The 773-nt window shown below is 72.6% G+C and carries 2 protein-coding genes; both read right to left on the bottom strand.

All coding sequences use genetic code 11. The features are described 5' to 3' along the window. Nucleotides 1-375, bottom strand: a 375-nt coding sequence (locus OP86_RS37320; RefSeq protein ID WP_167344252.1) for an Ig-like domain-containing protein, incomplete at its 3' end; no start/stop codon positions are given. After that, the coding region (locus OP86_RS38960; RefSeq protein WP_167344251.1) for an Ig-like domain-containing protein at nt 297-773 on the bottom strand (477 nt) is incomplete at its 5' end. The genes OP86_RS37320 and OP86_RS38960, both read right to left, overlap by 79 nt.

Here is a 773-nt window from a genome sequence, read left to right as displayed (position 1 = left end):
GGTCAGCACGTGGGTGCCGACGTCGAGGTCGGAGGTGGTGAAGGTGGCCGTGCCGCCGGCGTCCAGGGTGGCGGTGCCCAACAGGGTCGCGCCGTCGAAGAACGACACCGTGCCGGTCGGGGTGCCGGCACCCGGAGCCACCGCCGTGACGGTGGCGGTCAGCACCTTGGCCTGGCCGAACACCGACGGATCGGGCAGGGACGTCAACGCCGTGGTGGTGTCGGCCGTGGTGACCGTCTGGGCGTCCACCGCCGAGGTGGAGCCGTTGAAGGCGGTGTCTCCGCTGTAGACGGCGGTCAGCACGTGGGTGCCGACGCCGAGGGTGGAGGTGGTGAAGGTGGCCGTGCCGCCGGCGTCCAGGGTGGCGGTGCCCAACAGGGTCGCGCCGTCGAAGTGCCGGTGGGGGTGCCGGCTCCGGGGGCGGTGGCGGTGACGGTGGCGGTGAGGACCTTGGGCTGGCCGAACACCGACGGGTCGGGCACGGAGGTCAACGCCGTGGTGGTGTCGGCCGTGGTGACCGTCTGGGGGTCGATGAGTGAGGTGGAGCCGTTGAAGGCGGTGTCTCCGCTGTAGACGGCGGTCAGCGCGTGGATGCCGACGCCGAGGGTGGAGGTGGTGAAGGTGGCCGTGCCGCCGGCGTCCAGGGTGGCGGTGCCCACAAGAACGATGCCGTCGAAGAACGACACCGTGCCGGTGGGGGTGCCGGCTCCGGGGGCGGTGGCGGTGACGGTGGCGGTGAGGACCTTGGCCTGGCCGAACACCGACGGGTCGGG

Source organism: Streptomyces novaecaesareae (assembly GCF_000716875.1).
Lineage (GTDB): Bacteria > Actinomycetota > Actinomycetes > Streptomycetales > Streptomycetaceae > Kitasatospora > Kitasatospora novaecaesareae.
This window is presented reverse-complemented; position numbering and strand designations above follow the sequence as displayed.